This is a genomic window from Micromonospora sp. LOL_013 (assembly GCF_048060315.1).
Lineage (GTDB): Bacteria > Actinomycetota > Actinomycetes > Mycobacteriales > Micromonosporaceae > Micromonospora_E.
Genome location: NZ_JBHMIQ010000011.1, coordinates 99,018 through 115,655, shown reverse-complemented (window position 1 = coordinate 115,655; position 16,638 = coordinate 99,018). Strand labels below are relative to the sequence as shown.

The 16,638-nt window shown below is 69.1% G+C and carries 12 protein-coding genes and 2 tRNA genes; 3 read left to right on the top strand and 11 right to left on the bottom strand.

The features are described 5' to 3' along the window. The first annotated feature begins 296 nt into the window (after nucleotides 1–296). Nucleotides 297–1,364 carry a hypothetical protein gene (locus tag ACFHWS_RS09790; RefSeq protein WP_416568049.1) on the top strand — a complete coding sequence of 356 codons (1,068 nt, stop codon included), beginning with the start codon at nucleotides 297–299 and terminating at the stop codon, nucleotides 1,362–1,364. A 740-nt stretch (nucleotides 1,365–2,104) separates the two neighbouring features. On the opposite strand, the gene ACFHWS_RS09785 is transcribed toward ACFHWS_RS09790, so the two are convergent. From ACFHWS_RS09785 to gyrB, 6 genes are all read right to left on the bottom strand, one after another. Next, nucleotides 2,105–2,177: transfer RNA gene (locus ACFHWS_RS09785), tRNA-Ala, on the bottom strand. A gap of 51 nt (nucleotides 2,178–2,228) precedes the next feature. After that, nucleotides 2,229–2,357, bottom strand: coding sequence for a DLW-39 family protein (locus ACFHWS_RS09780; RefSeq protein ID WP_282233038.1), 129 nt, complete (start codon nucleotides 2,355–2,357; stop codon nucleotides 2,229–2,231). Between the two features lie 34 nt (nucleotides 2,358–2,391). Beyond that, a tRNA-Ile gene (locus ACFHWS_RS09775) sits at nucleotides 2,392–2,465 on the bottom strand. Nucleotides 2,466–2,640: 175 nt separating this feature from the next. Next, entirely contained in the window at nucleotides 2,641–3,618 is a 978-nt protein-coding gene (locus ACFHWS_RS09770; RefSeq protein ID WP_416568048.1) for a DUF3566 domain-containing protein, read from the bottom strand. Between the two features lie 3 nt (nucleotides 3,619–3,621). Then, nucleotides 3,622–6,150, bottom strand: coding sequence for a DNA gyrase subunit A (gene gyrA, locus ACFHWS_RS09765; protein WP_416550902.1), 2,529 nt, complete (start codon nucleotides 6,148–6,150; stop codon nucleotides 3,622–3,624). 124 nt (nucleotides 6,151–6,274) lie between these two features. Next, nucleotides 6,275–8,218: a DNA topoisomerase (ATP-hydrolyzing) subunit B gene (gyrB, locus tag ACFHWS_RS09760; protein WP_416568047.1), complete on the bottom strand. Its 1,944-nt coding sequence runs from the start codon at nucleotides 8,216–8,218 to the stop codon at nucleotides 6,275–6,277. Between the two features lie 588 nt (nucleotides 8,219–8,806). Here gyrB and ACFHWS_RS09755 point away from each other — a divergent pair. Beyond that, nucleotides 8,807–9,367: a hypothetical protein gene (locus tag ACFHWS_RS09755; RefSeq protein WP_416568060.1), complete on the top strand. Its 561-nt coding sequence runs from the start codon at nucleotides 8,807–8,809 to the stop codon at nucleotides 9,365–9,367. 64 nt (nucleotides 9,368–9,431) lie between these two features. Here the strand turns inward: ACFHWS_RS09755 and ACFHWS_RS09750 are convergent, their stop codons facing one another. The 5 genes from ACFHWS_RS09750 to dnaA all read right to left on the bottom strand — a co-directional run bounded on the left by ACFHWS_RS09750 (nucleotide 9,432) and on the right by dnaA (nucleotide 15,797). Then, on the bottom strand, nucleotides 9,432–10,013 hold the full coding sequence (locus ACFHWS_RS09750; protein WP_416550901.1) for a DciA family protein: 582 nt from the start codon (nucleotides 10,011–10,013) through the stop codon (nucleotides 9,432–9,434). Beyond that, on the bottom strand, nucleotides 10,003–11,151 hold the full coding sequence (gene recF, locus ACFHWS_RS09745) for a DNA replication/repair protein RecF (protein ID WP_416550900.1): 1,149 nt from the start codon (nucleotides 11,149–11,151) through the stop codon (nucleotides 10,003–10,005). Before recF ends, ACFHWS_RS09750 begins: the two co-directional genes overlap by 11 nt. 5 nt (nucleotides 11,152–11,156) lie before the next feature. Further along, complete coding sequence (gnd, locus tag ACFHWS_RS09740) at nucleotides 11,157–12,032, bottom strand: phosphogluconate dehydrogenase (NAD(+)-dependent, decarboxylating) (protein ID WP_416550899.1); 876 nt, start codon at nucleotides 12,030–12,032, stop codon at nucleotides 11,157–11,159. A gap of 51 nt (nucleotides 12,033–12,083) precedes the next feature. Continuing rightward, nucleotides 12,084–13,217, bottom strand: coding sequence for a DNA polymerase III subunit beta (gene dnaN, locus ACFHWS_RS09735; RefSeq protein ID WP_416550898.1), 1,134 nt, complete (start codon nucleotides 13,215–13,217; stop codon nucleotides 12,084–12,086). Nucleotides 13,218–13,946: 729 nt separating this feature from the next. After that, nucleotides 13,947–15,797, bottom strand: a complete 1,851-nt coding sequence (gene dnaA, locus ACFHWS_RS09730; RefSeq protein WP_416550897.1) for a chromosomal replication initiator protein DnaA — start codon at nucleotides 15,795–15,797, stop codon at nucleotides 13,947–13,949. A 687-nt stretch (nucleotides 15,798–16,484) separates the two neighbouring features. On the opposite strand from dnaA, the gene rpmH reads away from it, so the two are divergent. Beyond that, nucleotides 16,485–16,622 (top strand): 50S ribosomal protein L34, encoded by a 138-nt coding sequence (gene rpmH, locus ACFHWS_RS09725; RefSeq protein ID WP_123606641.1) that lies wholly within the window; start codon nucleotides 16,485–16,487, stop codon nucleotides 16,620–16,622. Nucleotides 16,623–16,638: the final 16 nt, after the last annotated feature.

Below are 16,638 nucleotides of genomic sequence, written 5' to 3'. Positions count from 1 at the left end.
CTCCCTAACGTGTGCGTATGGCCTGGGACGACCAGTCGTCCGCTCCCGGTAAACCCCCGCCGGCACCGTCGTGCCCGAGCCTAATACAGAAATCACAGCATGGTGAGCATTCGGAAGGTGTGCACATGGGACAACCGGCTCACAGACGCGCCGCCAGACCCGCGAAGGGCGGACGGGCGCGCCGCGCCGCCATCGCGGTCGCAACACTGTCCGCCTTCGGGGTCCTGATCGCTGTCAGTCAGATCTCCAGTGCTGGAACGGATCGCAAGGCTAGCGAGCAGGTCAACGGACTCGATGTGCTCGGTACCGGATGTGACGACAGCTCGTTGGAGCCGCACGACGGTTTCCAGGTGGGCAGCCGCTGCGTCTCGACAGCGTTCGGCGAGGTCGGTGCGGCAGAGCAGAACCCGACGCTGCTGATCACCGAGTCGCCGGAATCGGTCGGCGTCGGCGAACCGTTCCAACTACGGGTCAGCACCCGCAATCTGGTCCGGGACCGCTTCCTGCCGGCGGCTCAGGGCGGGTACTACGTGGAGTCCGCGCTGCTGACCGGTGACGGGCTGACCCGCGGCCATTTCCACACCGCCTGCCGAATGCTGACCAGTACCACCGAGGCACTCGACCCGGAGCCGGTGCCGGCCTTCTTCGTCGCGACCGAGGACGGTGGCGGCGGTGCCGAGCCGGATGTGGTCACCATCCAGGTGCCCGGGCTGCCCCAGGAGGGGATCGCCCAGTGCGCATCGTGGGCCGGTGACGGATCGCACCGGATCCCGATGATGCAGCGGGCCAACCAGACCCCGGCGATCGACGCCGTCCGTATCGAGGTCCGAGCCGGCGGAGCGGAGGAACCGCCCGCTGAGGAACCACCGGCCGAGGAACCGCCCGCCGAGGAACCGCCCGCCGAGGAACCACCGGCCAACGAACCGCCCGCCGAGGAACCACCGGCCGAGGAACCGCCCGCCAACGAACCGCCCGCCGAGGAACCACCGGCCGAGGAGACACCGGCGCCGGCCAGCCCCGAGGCGGAGATCACCGACGATCCGGCACCGCCGACGCAGGACGCCGAGCCCACGCCGGAGCCGACCGAGCCCGCTGCCGAAGAGGAAAACGAAGCCGACCCGACCCCAGAGCCGACCGCACAGCCGAGCGCGGACCCGAGCCCGACTGCCGCCGCCGGCGGAATCAATGCGCCGGCCGTGGACAACCTCGCAAACGAAGCGGACGCTGACGAGTCAGCCAGTCCGCTGGCACTGACCGGTGCGAACACAATGAACTTCCTGGTCGTCGGCCTGGTGCTGATCGTCGGCGGAGTGATTCTCGTCCACCTGACCCAACGTCGCCGCTATCCGAACCGGGAGCGCTGACGGTCAACAAGCCCACACCGCACAGCTGTGCCCACCACGCTCGACCGCGCGGTGGGCACAGCTGTGCCGCCCCCAGATCGTCGTCCGGCGCACGGCTCAGGCGCTGGCCTGGACCGTCAGCTGGTAGTCGTCGATCAACCCGGTCAGTACGCTCACGCCTGCCTGGTCGGCCACCTGCCAGACCACGGACACTACCTAGTTCCCCTGGCCTACCCGCCGGCAGGCCTGGGTGGCGTTGGACTGCCCGATGTCCGTAGTGAACACCAGACTGCCCGATCGTTGCGCAGCTGCGTGCGCGACTCGGCGCACAGCCCGCAGAACCCAAGCCGGCCGCGCTGGTGTTCGCCACGCGGGACGGCAGCCCACTCAGGCGGTCGAACCTTCGTCGACAGGTCCGGCGTCCAGCGTCGAATTGCTGGCCAAGTTCGCGACCGAGCGGGAAGCCGTCGACCAGGTCGCGCTCAAGGCCGCTGGCGGGCTCCGCTTCCACGACCTGCGGCACTCGTATGCCACGTGGCTCATCAGCGACGGGGTACCGGTCGACGCCCGTTCAGCGGGTGATGGGGCACGAACGCGCGTCAACGACTCTCAACCTCTACGTGCACCCGTCTGCCGACCACGACGACGTACGGGACGTGTTCGGCGACTTCTGCTGACGATTCGCTGATTCTGGTTCATGGCCCGGCTGGTCAGCGTGACCAAGGTCGATGCCCTGGCACACTGACCAGCCAAAACGTGGGTGGAGCCAAGGGGACTCGAACCCCTAACCCCTGCCTTGCAAAGGCAGTGCTCTGCCAGTTGAGCTATGGCCCCGAGCGGTCCCGCGCCAACGGTGCCGACCGCCGTCGGGGGACCGGAGTCGGATCAGCGAAGGTCAGGAGCGGTGGTCGCCTCGTGCCAGAGGGCACGCTCGTCGCTGGTCTCCTTGACCTTCTTGGCGATCAGCGCGGCTACGCCGATGACCCCGGCGATGATGAGGAGCTTCTTGACCATGGGGCGTGTCCCCTTACGCTCGACTGTCGTGGAGTGGGGCTAGCTGGAATCGAACCAGCGACCTCAGAGTTATCAGCTCTGCGCTCTAACCGACTGAGCTATAGCCCCGTACGCGACGAGCAAGGTTACCGCACCCGTGCCCTACACCCCAACTCGGGGCGAAAGCCACCGGCGTCCCGGCGAACGGAGCGCCGGACCATGGGGAGACTACCGGATCGCGGACGGCCGGGGCCAATGGGTATCGACCCGCCCGGCCGTCCTCCACTTCCCTGCGTGGGCCAGGTCAGTCCCGCTCGGCCAGAGTCAGTTCGATCCCGCCGACCAGGTCGGCGCAGACGTTGTAGATGAACGCGCCGAGCGTCGCCAGCGCGGTGTAGAGCACCACGTTGATCAGCCCGAACAACGCCGCCGTGCCGATCACGCCCTGGGCGGTGATCCGCAGGCTCGGACCGTCCCCGGCTCCGGTGCCGATCAGGTCACCGAGGCTGGCGTTGACACTCTGGAACACGCCCATCGCGTCGAGCGCCAGGTAGAGCACCGAGGTCGCGACGATCACCACGATGAACAGCACCAGCGAGACCGCGAACGAGAACTTCATGACCGACCAGGGGTCGATCCGCTTCAGGTTCAGTCGAGCACGACGAGGCCCTCGCGAGGCAGCCGAGCTGACCCCGGGTCGCGCGGTCCGGGCACCGTCCGGGCCGACTCGCGCCGCGCCGGCGCCGGCACCACCGATCGTGCGTACGGTCGGCGAACCCAGCCCGGTCCGCGAGCCGGGGGTGGCCGTTCCCACCCGGGCCGTGCCGCCGATGGTGCCGAACTGCCCGGTGGGTCCGAGCCCACCGCCCGGTCGGGTGCCACTTGCCGCAGTGGCGCCGAGCGCTCCACCGGTGAATCCGCTGCCGGAGCTGGCCGGCGGAGCGGATGAAACAGGAGGTGCCGACGTCACAGGAGGTGCCGATCTTCCGGAAGAGGCGGAGCTGCCGCCGAGCTGAGTGGCGCTGTCGCCGGTGCCGCCGGCGCGGGTCGAACCGTCGACGGAGTCGCCGGTGTCACCGGCTGAGTCGTCGGCAGGTCTGTCGGGCGGGGGAGGCATCCCTGGCGCCCGGGTGAACTTGGGCGACGGCGAATCACCGGGCACGCTGGCCCGGCCGACAGCGGCGCGGCCGGTGGCCGTTGATGTGCCTCCGGCGGCGGATTCCTCGTCGACCGGAGCCGCCGAGGATCCTGTGCCCCCCGACTTCGCCTGGGTCTCCGTCATCAACTAGTCCTGTTCGTCAGGCTCGTCGGCATTGCGAGCAATGGCCACGATGGTCACGCCGTCTGGGAGGTCCATGAGCTTGACCCCCATTGTGTTCCGGTCCCGGGTACGTCGTACAGGCTTCACCGGGGTCCGGATCACGCCACCGTTGCTGGTGATCGCGAAGAGTTCGTCGCCCGGACTGATGACGACCGCGCCGACGAGACCACCGCGGCGCTCGGTGATCTTTGCAGTCAGCACGCCCTTGCCTCCCCGGCCCTGCACCGGATACTCCTCGATCGGGGTACGTTTCGCGTACCCGCCGTTGGTGGCGACCAAAACATCCAGGTCCATCCCCTCTCGGACGACCGCCATGGCGAGCAGCTCGTCGGTGTCGGTGAACCGCATCCCGATCACCCCCGACGTGGCCCGGCCCATCGGGCGCAGCGCCTCGTCGGTCGCGGTGAACCGAATCGCCTGGGCGTTCTTGGAGACCAGCAGCAGGTCGTCGGCCCCGCCGGCGAGAGCCGCTCCGACCAGTTCGTCGGCGTCCCGCAGGTTGATGCCGATGATGCCACCGGACCGGTTCGAGTCGAACTCCTCCAGCCGGGTCTTCTTGACTAGGCCGTTGCGGGTCGCCAGCACCAGGTAGGGCGCCACCTGGTAGTTCGGGATCCGGATGACCTGGGCGATGTGTTCGTCCGGCTGGAAGGCCAGCAGGTTGGCCACGTGCTGCCCCCGGGCGGTACGCGACGCCTCCGGCAACTCGTACGCCTTCGCCCGGTAGACCCGGCCCTTGTTGGTGAAGAACAGCATCCAGTCATGGGTGGACGCAATGAAGAAGTGGCTGACGATGTCGTCCTGGCGCAGCGTCGCACCGCTGACGCCCTTGCCGCCCCGGCGCTGCGAGCGGTAGAGGTCGACCTTGGTCCGCTTGGCGTACCCGGTGCGGGTGATGGTGACCACCACGTCCTCGCGGGCGATCAGGTCCTCCATCGAGACCTCGCCGTCGAACGGCACGATCTTCGTCCGCCGCTCGTCGCCCCACTTGGCGACGATTTCGCCGAGCTCCTCCGAGACGATCCGCCGCTGCCGCTCGGGCTTGGCCAGGATGTCCTTGAGGTCGGTGATCTCCAGCTCGATCCGGGCCAGCTCGTCGATGATCTTCTGCCGTTCGAGGGCCGCCAACCGGCGCAGCTGCATGTCCAGGATCGCGGTGGCCTGGATCTCGTCGACGTCGAGCAGCCGCATCAGGCCCTGCCGGGAGTCCTCGACCGTCGGCGACCGCCGGATCAGGGCAATTACCTCGTCGAGCATGTCCAGCGCCTTGACCAGACCGCGCAGGATGTGCGCCCGCTCCTCGGCCTTGCGCAGCCGGTACGCGGTGCGCCGCCGGATCACGTCGATCTGGTGCTCGACGTAGAACCGGATGAACTGCGCCAGGTTCAGCGTGCGTGGCACCCCGTCGACCAGGGCCAGCATGTTGGCGCCGAACGTCTCCTGCAGCTGGGTGTGCTTGTAGAGGTTGTTGAGCACCACCTTGGCGACGGCGTCGCGCTTGAGCACCAGCACCAGCCGCATGCCGGTACGCCCGGACGATTCGTCGCGGATGTCGGCGATCCCGCCGATCTTGCCTTCCTTGATCAGCTCGGCGACTCGCTCGGCAAGGTTGTCCGGGTTGACCTGGTACGGCAGCTCGGTGACGACCAGCGACGTCCGGCCCTTCTTGTCCTCCTCGACCTCGACCACGGCGCGCATCCGGATCGACCCGCGACCGGTGCGGTAGGCGTCCTGGATCGGGGTGGTGCCGACGATCAGACCGGCGGTCGGGAAATCCGGACCCTTGACGATCTCGATCAGTGCGTCGAGCGTGGTGGCCTCGTCGACCTCCGGATTTTCCAGGCACCACTGCACCGCCGCCGCGATCTCTCGCAGGTTGTGCGGCGGGATCTTGGTGGCCATGCCGACCGCGATGCCCTCGGAGCCGTTGATCAGCAGGTTGGGGATCCGGGCCGGCAGGATCACCGGTTCCTTGGCCCGCCCGTCGTAGTTGTCCTGGAAGTCGACGGTGTCCTCGTCGATGTCCCGCAGCATCTCCATCGCCAACGGGTCGAGCTTGCACTCTGTGTAGCGCATCGCGGCTGCCGGATCGTTGCCCGGGGAGCCGAAGTTGCCGTTGCCGTCGACCAGCGGGTACCGCAGCGACCAGGGCTGCGCCATCCGGACCAGCGCGTCGTAGATGGCCGAGTCGCCGTGCGGGTGGAACTGGCCCATCACGTCGCCGACGACCCGGGAGCACTTGACGTAGCCCCGGTCCGGCCGGTAGCCCGAGTCGAACATGGCGTAGAGGATCTTGCGGTGTACGGGCTTGAGCCCGTCCCGTACGTCCGGCAGCGCCCGCCCGACGATCACGCTCATCGCGTAGTCGAGGTACGAGCGCTGCATCTCGACTTCCAGCCCGACCGGCTCGATGCGGTCGTGGCGGGCGACCGCCGCCGCAGCGGCTGCCACGGGATCCGGCTCGCTGCCAAAGGACTCGGGAGTATCCGTCACAGTTAACCCTTATCAACCTTTAAACCGTCGTACCGTGCTGGACAACGGCTGTGGAAGCTGGCGAAGTTGCTGATGACGCGGCCGGGCCGGCACCGGTTCGGGGGTCGCCCGGCCGCGCGGGGCGCTAGATGTCCAGGAAGCGGACGTCCTTGGCGTTGCGCTGGATGAAGGAGCGCCTCGCCTCGACGTCCTCACCCATCAGAACGCTGAACAACTCGTCGGCGGTTGCGGCGTCGTCCAGAGTCACCTGACGCAGCGTACGCGTCGCCGGGTTCATCGTCGTCTCCCACAGCTCGGGGTAGTTCATCTCGCCCAGGCCCTTGAAGCGCTGGATGTCGTCCGGCTTGGCGTTCGGCTTCTTCTGCTGGCGCAGCACGATCAGTCCGTCGCGCTCCCGGTCGGAGTACGCGTACTGCGCGTCGTCGCCCTTCCGGTTCCACTTGATCTTGTACAGCGGCGGGGCGGCGAGGTAGACGTGGCCCAACTCGACCAACGGACGCATGAACCGGAACAGCAGGGTCAGCAGGAGCGTCTGGATGTGCTGGCCGTCCACGTCCGCGTCGGCCATCAACACGATCTTGTGGTAGCGCAGCTTCTCGATGTCGAAGTCGTCGTGGATGCCGGTGCCCAGCGCGGTGATCAGCGCTTGGACCTCGTTGTTCTTCAGCACCCGGTCGATCCGGGCCTTCTCCACGTTGAGGATCTTGCCCCGGATCGGCAGGATCGCCTGGGTACGCGGATCCCGCCCCTGCTTGGCCGAGCCGCCGGCCGAGTCGCCCTCGACGATGAAGACCTCCGACTCGCGCGGATCGGTGGACTGGCAGTCGGCCAGCTTGCCCGGCATCGACCCGGACTCCAGCAACGACTTGCGCCGGGCCAGCTTGCGGGCCTGCTGAGCGGCGATCCGGGCGCGGGCCGCCTGGGTGGCCTTCGTGATGATCATTTTGCCTTCGGCCGGGTTACGGTCCAGCCAGTCGACGAGCCACTCGTTGCAGACCCGCTGCACGAAGCTCTTCACCGGGGTGTTGCCCAGCTTGGTCTTGGTCTGGCCCTCGAACTGCGGGTTGGCCAGCTTGACCGAGATGATCGCGGCAAGCCCTTCCCGGATGTCCTCGCCGGAGAGCTTCTCGTCACCCTTGAGCAGCTTCTTGTCCATGGCGTACTTGTTGACCACGCTGGTCAACGCGGATCGGAAGCCCTCCTCGTGGGTGCCGCCCTCGTGGGTGTTGATGGTGTTGGCGAAGGTGTAGACCGACTCACCGTATGATTCGTTCCACTGCATGGCGAGCTCGACCGACATGCCCTCCTCCTCCGCGCCGAACTCGACCACGCTCTTATGGATCGGGTTCTTCGAGGCGTTGAGGTGGCGGACAAAGTCCGAAATGCCACCCTTGTAGCAGAAAGTCACCTCACGGTGCTTCCCGTCTTCATCAGCCACCCGCTCGTCCCGCAGCTGAATGGTCAGCCCACGATTGAGGAAGGCCATCTCCTGCAACCGGCGGTAGATCGTCTCGAACGCGTACTCGGTGGTTTCGAAGATCGACGGATCCGGCCAGAAGGCGACCGCGGACCCGGTCCGGTTCGTCGCCTCGCCCTTGTCCAGCGGCGTCGGTTTCGAGTTGGCGTACTGCTGCCGCCAGACGTGGCCGTCCTTGTGGATCTCGACCTCCATCTTCACGGACAGCGCGTTGACCACCGAGACACCGACCCCGTGCAGACCGCCGGAGACCGCGTACGCCTTACCGTCGAACTTGCCGCCGGCGTGCAGCACGGTCAGGGCGACCTCGACACCCGGCTTCTTCAGCTTGGGATGCAGGTCCACCGGGAAACCGCGGCCGTTGTCAGTGACCCGCACCCCGCCGTCGGCGAGCAGCACCACCTCGATGGTGTCGCAGTGCCCGGCCAGCGCCTCGTCGACCGCGTTGTCCACGACCTCCCAGACCAGGTGGTGCAGGCCGCGCTCACCGGTCGACCCGATGTACATGCCCGGTCGCTTGCGGACCGCCTCGAGACCCTCCAGCACGGTGATCGACTCGGCGCCGTACTCCTGGTTGTTCTGCGCTGACACCCTCAGCCACTTTCTCGCACCTCTGGGCCGCGACGGCACAGGGACGCGGGGTTCGGCGAATCTTCCGACGGCGGACGGACGCGAACCGGCACCATGGCCGACAACCCGCATTTTCCGGGTGGATCGCCGACGGGTGGCGAAACGCGCCGTACGCCGCAGCAGACCCGCGGATCACGAACGGCTGGGCCCCGTACGGTCTGGCGATCACGGCTGCCGGTGGTCACCTCGTCGGTGATCCTGCCAGGCGGGCTCCGGATCGTCGCGCCGCGCGGGTCTCCCTCGTCTCTGTCTCCGATCCTACTGTGCCGAGCCGACATAACCGGGACGCGGCACCCCCGTAAAGCGGCTGAGAGGTTCGTAGCCGGCCGCACCCCACCCACCGCGACCACCCCCACACGCATCAGATCCGTCATTCGGACGGCCACGGGGCACCGCAACGTCGGTCCGGCGGCCCGCTGGGCCACCTGAAGGTGAAACGACTACCCGGATGCCGCTACAGTGCCGCTACCGCACAGGCTCGCACCGGACAGCAGCATCTCGGATGCGCACCCGGCCCGGGCCACCAGCTGGAGAAGGGTGACGCTTGCGATGGGGCTGGACAACGTCGCGGTGCAATGGCCACGGGTCGGCGAATTCTACGAACCGGTCGCACCGGCCGAGTTCGTCGACTTCGACAAACTGGCGGAGCAGGCCGACGTCGCGGCGCCGACCGCCGCGCTCGCCGGTTACATCGCGAAGACCGGCAGTGTCCGGGCCACCGCCTACACCGAGCTGGTGGACCTGCTGCTGGGGCTGACCGGAGTGCTGTACGCCACCGAGGCAGCCGCCGAGGACGAGGACCCGGTGATCGACCCGGACGGCTGTGCCTGGATCGCCGGCGGCCTGGAGCGGTTCGTCGACGGCCATGACCGGTACGGCGACACCGTCACCTTCGACACGGTCGGAGCGGTGCTGCGCGACGCCCTCGCCGGGGCCCGGCTCGCCGAACAGCAGCTGCGCTGGCTGGCCAGCCGGCTCGACGCGCTACGCGACGACGCCGGTGACGCGCCGCAGTGGAGCTTCCCCCGGTCGGAGCTGGCGGCGCTGTCCCGCTTCTACCGCCGCTGCGCCGACCGCGGCTTCGCCGTCTACGCCGACGCAGAAGCCTGATTTCGGGCGGCCGGCGTCTTCCGGGCGACCGGCGTCGGCCAGGGAGCGGACCGGCCGGATGGGATCAACCGTACGTGTCCCGCGGGCCACGACCGCGGACCCGCCGCGGACCCTTCGACCAGGACGGCGCGGCCGGGCCGTGGATGTGCAGTTTCGTCACCACGTTGTGCCCGACCTCAGCGGCGATCTGGCGCAGCAACGAGCGGGCGAGCAGACGTAGCTGGGTCGCCCACGCGGTCGACTCCGCCTCGACCGTCAACTCGCCGTTCTCCAACTTGACCGGGCGGCTGTGCTTGGCCACCTCCGGCCCGACCACCCGTTCCCAGGCACCGAAGACGGTCGCCTCGGCAGCCGGCCGTTGCCAGCCGCGCGCCTTGACCAGCCGGGCCAGCACGTCGCCGAACAGCTGGGGATCACGGGGGTCCGGCCCCGGACCCGAGTAGCCGCGCAGTCGTCGGCTGCCCGACCCGGCTCCCCCCGCGTCACTGCCGCCACCGGTCCGGCGGCGGGGCCGATTCGCCCCCCGACGGGCGCGGGCCGCGTCAAGCACCGCCCTGGCCAACTGCGGGCCGGTGGACGGCGGTGGCAGGATCGGTGGCTGGTTGGCAGCCTGCGCCGACTCACCGTGCTGCGGCTCATCCGACATGGCGTACCTCCCCGCGGCTGACCTCGAAGCGTGCCCCGCGCAACGCTACCGGGACGTCCTCGGCCACCGCGCAGGTCACCAGCAGTTGGCTGGCCCCGGCGACCAACTCGGCGAGCCGTTCCCGGCGGCCGCTGTCCAGTTCGGCGAACACGTCGTCGAGGACCAGGACCGGCTCGATGCCTTCCGCGCGGAGCAGGTCGTACGCGGCCAGCCGCAGCGCCAGCGCGCAGGACCAGGATTCGCCGTGGCTGGCGTACCCCTTCACCGGCAGGCTGCCGATCGTCAGATGCAGGTCGTCGCGGTGCGGACCGACCAGGGTGACGCCACGGTCGACCTCACTGCGGCGGGCCTCGCCCAGCGCGGCCAGCAGCGCTGACTCCAGCATGGACCGGTCCGCCGCCGGCGGAACCGTCCCGGCATCCGGCAGCTCGATCGACGGCCGGTAGCTGATGCCGGCCGCTGCGCTGGTGGCCGCCACCGCGTCGTACGCCTTGGCCACGTGCGGGGCAAGCGCGGTGACCAGCTCCAACCGGCCGGCAAGCAGCTCGGCTCCGTGCCGGGCCAGATGGGCGTCCCAGACACTTAGCGTGCTCAGGTCGCCGCCCCGGTCACCACCGGTCTTGCGGGCCAGGTACGCGCTGCGCAGCAGCGCGTTGCGCTGCTTGACCACCCGGTCGTAGTCGGCCCGCACGCCGGCGAACCGGGGCAGCCGGGTGACCAGCAGCTCGTCCAGGTAGCGGCGGCGTTCGGCCGGGTCGCCCCGGACGATCTCCAGATCCTCGGGGGCGAACAGCACCAGCCGCAGCGCACCGATCACCTCCCGTGCCCGGCGGGTCGGCGACCGGCCCAGCCTGGCCCGATTGGCCCGACCCGGCACGATCTCCAGTTCGACCAGCAGCTCCCGTTGGTCGTGCACGACCAGGCAGCGGATGATCGCCGAGTCGGCGCCGACCCGGACCAGCGGCGCGTCGGTGGCGACCCGGTGGCTACCCAGCGTCGCCAGGTAGCCGAGCGCCTCGACGAGGTTGGTCTTGCCGACCCCGTTCGGCCCGACCAGCACGCTGCCACCCGGTTCGAAGGTGAGCTCGACCCGCTGGTACGAGCGGAAGTCGATCAGTTCGAGACGGCGAACGTACACGGAGGTCAGGGGCTGGACTGCACGGCGTGCCCGCCGAACTGGTTGCGCAGGGCGGCGACCGCCTTCATCGCCGGAGAGTCGTCCTGCCGCGAGGTGAACCGGGCGAACAGCGACGCCGCGATCACGTTCAACGGCACCCCGAGCCGGATCGCCTCGTCGACCGTCCAGCGCCCTTCGCCGGTGTCCTCGGCGTACCCGCGCAGCGCCGCCAGTTGGGGGTCCTCGTCGAGCGCGGCGTCCAGCAGATCCAGCAGCCAGGACCGGACCACGGTGCCGTCCCGCCAGGACTTGATCACCCCGGGCACGTCGGTGATCAGCTCGCTCTGCAGCATCAGCTCGTAGCCCTCGGCGTAGGCGTGCATCAACGCGTACTCCACGCCGTTGTGGACCATCTTCGCGTAGTGTCCGGCACCGACCGGGCCGGCGTGCACGAAGCCGTGCTTCGCCGGCGGCTTGAGCGTCTCGAAGATCGGCATCATCCGCTGGACGTGCTCGGCGTCGCCGCCGACCATCAGCCCGTACCCAGCCTGCCGGCCCCACACCCCGCCGGACACCCCGACGTCGAGGTAGCCGACGCCGTGCTCGGCCAGCCGGGCCGCGCGCGGCCCGTCGTCGCTGAACCGCGAGTTGCCGCCGTCGATCACCAGATCGCCGGCGTCGAGCAGGCCGCACAGCTCGTCGACGACCGACGACGTCACCTGGGCCGGGACCATCATCCAGACGGCCCGCGGAGCGGCGAGCCGGTCGACCAGCTCGGCGAGGCTGGCGACGTCGCTGACCGCCGGGTCCCGGTCATAGCCGTACGCCTGGTGACCGGCGTCGCGTAGCCGGTCCCGCATGTTGCCGCCCATCCGGCCCAGGCCGATGATGCCCAACTGCACGGTGTGCCCCCTTCGTCGCTGCCCGATCGTCGCCCACCGGGTGTCCCGGTGTTACCGGGTTACCCGGATCGGCATGATCAAATAGCGGTAGCCGGGGATGATCTGATCGTCCTCACCGGCCGGCGAGATCACTGCGGGCTTGAACGCGTCGACGAAAGTGAACACCGCCGTGGCCGAGCCGAGGTTCTGCAGGCCGTCGATCAGGTACTGCGGATTGAACCCGATGGTCAGCGGCTCACCGGTGAACGCGGCCTCCATCGCCTCGCTGGCCCGCGCCTCCTCGGTGTTGCCGGCCTCCACGACGAGCCCGTCCGCGCTGAAACTGAGCAGCACCGGGGTGGTGCGCTCGGCGACCAGGGCGACCCGGCGTACCACCTCGACGAGAGTACTCACGCCCACCCGGGCCTCGGCGTTGTGGCTGCTCGGGAAGAGCGACCGGACCGGCGGGTAGTTGGCACCGTCCAGCAGCCGGCTGGTGGTCCGGCGGGTGCCGCCGGCAAACCCGATCATGCCTTCGCCGGCCCCGCCGTGTGCCAACGCGATGGTGACCTCGCCGCCGATCGGACCGAGCGTCTTGGCTGTGTCGGCGAGGGTACGGGCGGGCACCAGCGCGTTCAGGCTGATCTCCGGATCGTCCGGCTGCCAGTCGATCTCCCGGATGGCCAGCCGGTACCGGTCGGTGGCGAGCATGGCGAGCCGGGTGCCCTCGAGTTCGACCCGGACCCCGGTCATCATCGGCAGCGTCTCGTCACGGCCGGCGGCCACCGCGACCTGGGCGACCGCGGCGGCGAACGTCGGGGCGTCGACCCGGCCGGCGCTGGCCGGCATTTCGGGCAGGGTCGGATAGTCCTCCACCGGCATGGTCGGCAGGGTGAACCGGGCGCTGCCGCAGACCAGCTCCAGATGCGCACCGACCGCCGCGATGTCGACCGGCTTGGCCGGCAGCGACTTGGTGATCTCGGCGAGCAGCCGACCGGAGACCAGGGCCGAGCCGTCCGCGTCGCCCTGCACGTCGACGGTCACCTGGCTGGAGACCTCGTAGTCGAATCCTGAGACCTGCAGGGAACCGTCGGTGACCCGGAGCATCGCGCCGGCCAGCACCGGCACCGACGGCCGGTTCGGCAGGCTCTTGGCCGTCCAGGCCACCGCGTCGGCGAGCGCATCGCGCTCCACCCGGAACTTCATCCCATGCCTCCGCACTTCATGCCGTGCCTCCGCGTCGACTCGATCGAACGATCTTTGGTGGTGCCGGACCGAGGCGGTCCCTGGGCGGCTCGACCGTCATCGGTCGACGGACCTCACCGAACGATAGGCCAGACCGCCGGGCCCGTGCGTCCGGCCCCGGACTTCTGCCGGTCGACCGGACCGGCAGGTGCAGCGGGTCGGCTGCATCCACACCTATCCCCAACGCCGGTGATTGGTTTTTGTTGTCTAGAAGATAAATCTCATCGTCTTCGTCGGGGCTGTGCACTCTGTGGATATCTCGCGTTTACGCAGGTCAGATTGGTTCGATGGCGGTGGATTACCTGTGGAGAGGGCTGGGTACAACCGGGGTCGTTATCCACAGGCTGCCCGGCCGTCCACAGCCGTGCCGAGTTATCCACCGGTTGTCCACCGGTTATCCCGAGGGTTCGTCCCCAGCTGTGGACAAGCTGCCGGCACCATGCCGGTCCGTCGTCCCCAGAACCTTCAACAGGATCCCCACAGGCACGGGTAGACCTGTGGACAGTTTGTGACTGTGAGTCATTGTCCACAGCGGTTTCCCCAGGAGTTGTCCACAGCCTGTGGACAACCGGTCGGCAGAATCCAGGCGCCATCCACCGCCGGGCGGCGGCGGTGGAAAACCTGTGGATGAACCTGTGCGTGATTCGCCGGATCAACCGGTGGACGGCGCCGCCGGCAGGCGGCGGGGCGTCAGGCGATCTGCTTGATCCGGTTGGTCAGCTCGGCGATCTGGTTGTAGAGGGACCGGCGTTCCGCCATCTGCTGTCGGATCTTGCGGTCGGCGTGCATCACTGTGGTGTGGTCCCGGCCACCGAACGCCTGTCCGATCCGGGGTAGCGACAGGTCGGTCAGCTCGCGACACAGGTACATGGCGACCTGGCGGGCGTTGACCAGCACCCGGGAGCGTGAGTTACCGCGCAGGTCCTCCAGGCTGACCCCGAAGTAGTCGGCGGTGGCCACCATGATCTGGTCGGCGGTGATCTCCGGGCCGGCGCCGTCCGGGATGAAGTCCCGCAGGACCTCCTCGGCCAGGCTCAGCTCGACCGGTGACCGGGTGAGACTGGCGAATGCGGTGACCCGGATCAACGCGCCCTCCAGCTCCCGGATCGAGTTGGCGATCCGGGACGCGATGAACTCCAGCACGTCCGGCGGCGCGTACAGCCGCTCCTGGGCCGCCTTCTTCTGCAGGATGGCGATCCGGGTCTCCAGGTCGGGCGGCTGGATGTCGGCGAGCAACCCCCACTCGAAGCGGGTCCGCAGCCGATCCTCGAGGGTGGCCAGCTGTTTGGGCGACCGGTCCGAGGTGATCACGATCTGCTTGTTCGCGTTGTGCAGCGTGTTGAAGGTGTGGAAAAACTCCTCCTGGGTCCGCTCCCGGTTCTCCAGGAACTGGATGTCGTCGATCAGGAGGATGTCCACGTCACGGTAGCGGCGCTGGAAGGCGCTGGTCTTGTCATCACGCAGCGAGTTGATGAAGTCGTTGGTGAACTCTTCGGTCGACACGTACCGCACCGACCGGGCGTGTCCGAGGGTGGTGGCGTAGTGACCGATGGCATGCAGCAGGTGGGTCTTGCCCAACCCCGAGCTGCCGTAGATGAACAGCGGGTTGTACGCCTTCGCCGGTGACTCGGCCACCGCGACCGACGCGGCGTGCGCGAACCGGTTCGAGGAGCCGATGACGAACGTCTCGAACATGTACTTCGGGTTGAGCCGGTTCCCGCCGGTGTCCACCCCCGGTCCGGTCAGCCGGCGGTCGTCCCGGCCGGTGCCGCGGTGGTCCAGCCCACCCCGCCCCGGGCCGCTGTCGGGCGGGCTGGTCGGCAGGCTGTCGCCGACGCCGCCGTACCGTTGGTCCGGTGGGCGGTAGCCGGTCGGCGGCCGGGCCGGGCGTTGCTGCGTCGGCGGTTCGAGGTCGTGGTCGAGCCGTTGCGGACCTGGCGGTCCGGCGGCGTAGTCGTCACCGAAGAGCGCGCCCTGGTCGCCGGTCCGGGCCGCCGGCACCACCGGCAGCCGGCTGGTGGCGCCGTCCAGTGCCTCGGGTACGCCGACGCGGTGCTCCGGCGCACGGGGTCCGTCGGCTGTGTCCGGCCCGCCGCTGATCGGCTCCGGCGCCTCGGGTCCGGCGATGCCCTCGCGGTCCCAGCGGTGGTTGTCGGTGTCGCGGTGGTCCGGTCCGGGCGGGGGCGGGCCCAGCCGTGGGTCGGGCTCGTCCGGGTGGTGCAGCCGGGTCTCGACGGTCGCGGTGCCGTACACCGTGCCGACCGGTCGACCCTGACCGTCCTCCGGCGGACGGACGGTGACCGCCACCTGGATCGGTCGACCGAGCCGCCGCGACAGCGCCTCGGTGATCGCCGGGCGCAGTCGCGATTCGATGACGTCGCGGGTGAACGCGTCGGGTACGGACAACAGCGCGGTGTCCTCGACGATGGCGCGCAGCCGGGTGAGCCGCAGATAGGCCCGCTGCTGGGCGGAGACGATCTCGTCCGCCAGCTCGTCCGTGGTCGCCAACCAGACCGCGCCGAGGTCTATCGTCTCGGCCACCGTAGCGCCACCCCCATCGCATCCGAGTACCCGGCCGCCGGCACTGTCTCTGTGTCGGCCGCCGGTCGGGATCGGTCCCGCTCTCGAACAGGTACGACGAGCCATGCTGCGGGCCGCTGAACTGACCGTCATCCACAAGTTATCCACAACCTGTGTGTACTGCTGACTGCGGCTCCCCGTCGTCCGCCGAACCTGCCCCCTGCCGGCTCGGCGCCCGGTGTCGATCACCGTCGCGGGCGACCGGCCCGGCTGCCTGGTTCGTACCGATGAAGCGGTGCCAGGTGCTGTCTGATGCTTGACCGGCAATCGGGCACGCTAACAGCGTTGTCCACAACCGTTCAACCGGCGGTCGCCGGTCCCCGTTGTCGGTTTCGGTGAAAACCGTGCAGCGGCACAGGCCGCGTCGCTCCACGGTCCGATCACCGGCGGTGGCCGGCGGCGGGCCAGCCGTGGGCGCTGGTCCCCTCTGATAAGCTAGTCGGGTGCGTTGTGCCCTTACGGCGCACTGGCGCAGACCTGCACCGTCGGCCTGACCAACGGGCCGGATCAGATCTGCACCGCCGGTTCTGACCAACCGCCGGCCCGACCAACGGCCGGATCTGACCAACCGCCGGCCTGACCGACAGCCGGTCTGATCATCTGACTCCGGGCCGCCGGCCGGGAGCCACACCTGACGGAGAGTCTGACGTGAGCAAGCGCACCTTCCAGCCGAACAACCGCCGGCGTGCCAAGACCCACGGCTTCCGGCTGCGGATGCGTACGCGTGCCGGCCGTGCCATCCTCTCCACCCGCCGCGCCAAGGGCCGCGCCCGCCTGTCCGCCTGATGGTCTTCGCGGGCGT

Coding starts and splice junctions, on each gene's coding strand:
- dnaN (WP_416550898.1), bottom strand. CDS start 13,217: ATGAAGTTCCGGGTGGAGCGCGATGCGCTCGCCGACGCGGTGGCCTGG.
- ACFHWS_RS09770 (WP_416568048.1), bottom strand. CDS start 3,618: ATGACGGAGACCCAGGCGAAGTCGGGGGGCACAGGATCCTCGGCGGCT.
- ACFHWS_RS09750 (WP_416550901.1), bottom strand. CDS start 10,013: ATGTCGGATGAGCCGCAGCACGGTGAGTCGGCGCAGGCTGCCAACCAG.
- ACFHWS_RS09780 (WP_282233038.1), bottom strand. CDS start 2,357: ATGGTCAAGAAGCTCCTCATCATCGCCGGGGTCATCGGCGTAGCCGCG.
- ACFHWS_RS09755 (WP_416568060.1), top strand. CDS start 8,807: ATGGGGCTGGACAACGTCGCGGTGCAATGGCCACGGGTCGGCGAATTC.